Origin of the sequence: Micromonospora sp. NPDC047465, from assembly GCF_040643125.1 — a bacterium.
Lineage (GTDB): Bacteria > Actinomycetota > Actinomycetes > Mycobacteriales > Micromonosporaceae > Micromonospora.
The window spans coordinates 1-3,719 of record NZ_JBEYTP010000115.1 but is presented as its reverse complement, the minus strand read 5'-3'; the positions used below and the strand labels follow the sequence as shown (position 1 = coordinate 3,719).

Sequence of the window (3,719 nt, the reverse complement as noted above, 5' to 3'; positions counted from 1 at the left end):
AGTCCGGCACCACGCCGAACGACTCCACCAGGCGGAACAGCGCCACCTCGACGGCGAACAGCCCGGCCTGCGTGAAGACGGTCTGGTCCAGCAGCTCCGCCTCGGCCGTGCCCGCCTCGGCGAAAAGGACTTCCCGAAGCGGCTGCGGCAGCAGCGCGTCCAGGTGCCCGCACACCTCGTCCAACGCCGACGCGAACACCGGGAAGGCCCCGTACAACTCCCGGCCCATCCCGGCGCGCTGCGCGCCCTGCCCGGAGAAGAGGATCGCGACGGGGCCCCGGTCGGCGGCGCGACCGGTGACGACGGCGTCGGTGGGCTCACCGGCGGCGAGGGCCCGCAGCCCGGCGGTCAGCTCGTCGTGGTCGGCGGCGAGCAGCACGGCCCGGTGCTCCAGTGCCGCACGGGCCGTCAGGGACGTCCAGCCGGCGTCGACCAGCCGCGGCCGGTCGGGCGCGGCGAACCGGTCGGCCCAGCGGTGGGCCTGCCGGGCGAGGCCGTCGCCGCGGGCGGAGAGCAGCACCGGCACCAACGGCGGCGCGGCGGGCTCGACCACCTCGCCGTCGACGATCTCGGCCGGCGGCTCCTCGACGATGACGTGCGCGTTGGTGCCACTGACCCCGAACGAGGACACGGCGGCGCGGCGGGGCCGGCCGGTCTCCGGCCACGGCCGGGCCTCGGTCAGCAGTTCGACGGCGCCGGCCGACCAGTCGACGTGCGGGGTGGGCTCGTCGACGTGCAGGGTGCGCGGCAGGACGCCGTGCCGCAGCGCCTGCACCATCTTGATCACACCGGCGACGCCGGCGGCGGCCTGGGTGTGGCCGATGTTCGACTTGATGGAGCCCAGCCACAGCGGCTCCCGACCGTCCCGGTCCTGCCCGTACGTGGCGAGGAGCGCCTGCGCCTCGATCGGGTCGCCCAGGGTGGTGGCGGTGCCGTGGGCCTCGACGGCGTCCACGTCGACGGTGCTGAGGCCGGCGTTGGCGAGCGCGGCCCGGATCACCCGCTGCTGCGACGGCCCGTTCGGCGCGGTCAGCCCGTTGGACGCGCCGTCCTGGTTGACGGCGCTGCCCCGGATCACGGCGAGGACGCGGTGGCCGTTGCGCCGGGCGTCGGAGAGCCGCTCGACCAGCAGCACGCCGACGCCCTCGCCCCAGCCGGTGCCGTCGGCGGCGGCGGCGAAGGAGCGGCAGCGGCCGTCGGCGGCGAGGCCGCCCTGCCGGGTGAACTCGACGAACGCGCCCGGGGTGACCATCACGTTCACGCCGCCGGCCACCGCCAGCTCGCACTCGCCCTGCCGCAGCGACTGCACGGCCAGGTGCAGCGCCACCAGCGACGACGAGCAGGCGGTGTCCACGGTGACGGCCGGCCCCTCCAGGCCGAACGTGTACGCGACCCGCCCGGAGATGACGCTGTGCGCGCCGCCGGTGAGCCGGTAGCCGTCCAGGTCGGGGGTCTCGTCGCCGGTGCCGTAGCCGGACGGGGAGGCGCCGACGAAGACGCCGGTGGCGGTGCCGTGCAGCGAGTCGGGGGTGACGCCGGCCTGCTCGAACGCCTCCCAGGTGGCCTCCAGCAGCAGCCGCTGCTGCGGGTCCATGGCCAGCGCCTCGCGGGGCGAGATGCCGAAGAAGACCGGGTCGAAGTCGGTGGCCCGGTCGATGAAACCGCCGTGCCGGGTGTGCGAGCGGCCGGACGCCTCGGGGTCGGCGGCGAGTAGCCGGTCGAGGTCCCAGTGCCGGTCGGCGCGGAACTCGGTGATGCCGTCACGGCCCTGCGCGACCAGTTCCCACAGCCCGTCGGGATCGCTGACCCCGCCCGGGTAGCGGCAGCTCATCCCGACGATGGCGACCGGCTCGTCGGCGAGGGCGGCACCGGCGGGCGTGGCGGGCGTCCCGGCGGGGGCGGCCTCGGCGTCGTCCAGCCGCAGCAGGGACGCCAGGTGCCCCGCCAGGGTGGCCGGGTTGGGGTAGTCGAAGATCAGGGTGGTGGGCAGGGCCAGCCCGGTCGCGCCGGTGAGCTGGTTGCGCAGCTCGACGGCGGTCAGCGAGTCGAAGCCCAGCTCCTTGAACGCCCGCTTCGGCCGCACGGCGTCGGTGCCGGCGTGGCCGAGCACGGCGGCGGCGTGGTCGCGGACCAGGTCGGTGAGCTGGCGGTCCCGTTCGGCGCGGGGCAGGGCGAGCAGTCGCTGGCGCAGCTCGGCGGCGGAGTCGGTGACGCCGTCGGCGGGGCGGGCGGACAGGGCCTCGCGCGCCTCGGCGATGTCGGCGAGCAGCGGCCGGGGCCGGGCGGAGGCGTACGCGGGGGCGAAGTGCGCCCAGTCGACGTCGGCGACGGTCAGGCAGGTCTCGCCGTGCTCGACGGCGCGGCGCAGGGCGAGCAGCGCGGCGGCCGGCTGCATCGGGTTGAGGCCCCGGCGGCTGAGCAGCCGCTGCGCCTCCTCGGTGGTGGCCATGCCACCCTCGGCCCAGGCGCCCCAGGAGATCGAGGTGGCGGTGAGTCCCCGGGCACGCCGCTGCTCGGCGAGCGCGTCGAGGTACGCGTTCGCGGCCGCGTACGCGCCCTGCCCGCCGCTGCCCCACACGCCGGAGATCGAGGCGAACGTGACGAACGCGTCGAGCTGCCGGTCGCCGAGCAGCTCGTCGAGGTACTCGGCGCCGGCGGCCTTGCCGGCCATGACGTGGTCGAACACGTCGAGGTCGGTGTCGACGAGCGGGGTGAGCTGGGTGATGCCGGCGGCGTGCAGCACGGCGGTCAGCGGGGCGACGTCGTCCAGGCCGGCGACGAGCGCGGCGACCTGGTCGCGGTCGGCCACGTCGCAGGCCACCACGCTGACCCGTACGCCCGTGGCGGTCAGCTCGTCGGCCAGCTCGCGGGCGCCGGCGGCGTCGAGGCCGCGGCGGCTGGTCAGCACCAGGTGCTCGGCGCCGTTGTCGGCGAGCCAGCGGGCGGCCTGCGCGCCGATCGCGCCGGTGCCGCCGGTGACGAGCACGGTGCCGCGCGGCCGCCACGGGGTGACCTGCCCGGCGGCGCGGGCGGTGGTGCGGGCGAGCCGCCGGACGAAGGTGCCGAAGGGGCGGACGGCGAACTGGTCCTCGTCGCCGGCGCCGGCGAGGATGCGGGCGACCTCCGCCCAGGTGGCGGCGTCGGGCTCGGCGGGCAGGTCGACCAGGCCGCCCCAGGCGCGGGGGTGTTCCAGGCCGATGACGCGGGCCAGGCCCCACAGCGCGTGCTGGGCGGCGCTGGCGACCGGCTCGGCGGGGCTGGTGCCGACGCCGCCCCGGGTGACGCACCACAGCGGCGCGGGCAGGTCGGCGTCCTGCGCCGCCTGCACGAGGCGGGTGGTGGCGACCAGCCCGGTGGGGATGCCGGGGTGGTCGGGGTACTGCGCGTCGGCGAGGCCGAGCAGGGACACCACGGCGGCCGGTGGCGTCTCGCGGTGCCCGGCCAGCGACTCGGCCAGCTCCGCCCGGGTGACCTGGGCCGGGTCGACGGCCAGCGTCCGTACGGCCGCCCCGTCGGGCAGGGCGGCGGCGAGCAGGTCCAGCCAGCCGTCCACGGCCGCGTCGGCGGCGGGCCGCACCACGAGCAGGTCGCCGGCGAGGGTCGCCCCGCCGGCCGGGGCGGCGGGCTTCCACACCACCCGGTACGACCAGCCGTCCAGCACCGCCCGCTGCAACCGGGCCTTCCGCCACGACGACAACACCGGCAACGCCGGAGCGAGC

The 3,719-nt window shown here is 77.2% G+C and carries 1 protein-coding gene; it reads right to left on the bottom strand.

The window, feature by feature from the left end; all coding sequences use genetic code 11:
- Positions 1 to 3,719 (bottom strand): type I polyketide synthase (locus ABZ793_RS34560; protein ID WP_357465184.1); only part of this gene is annotated, 3,719 nt, incomplete at both ends.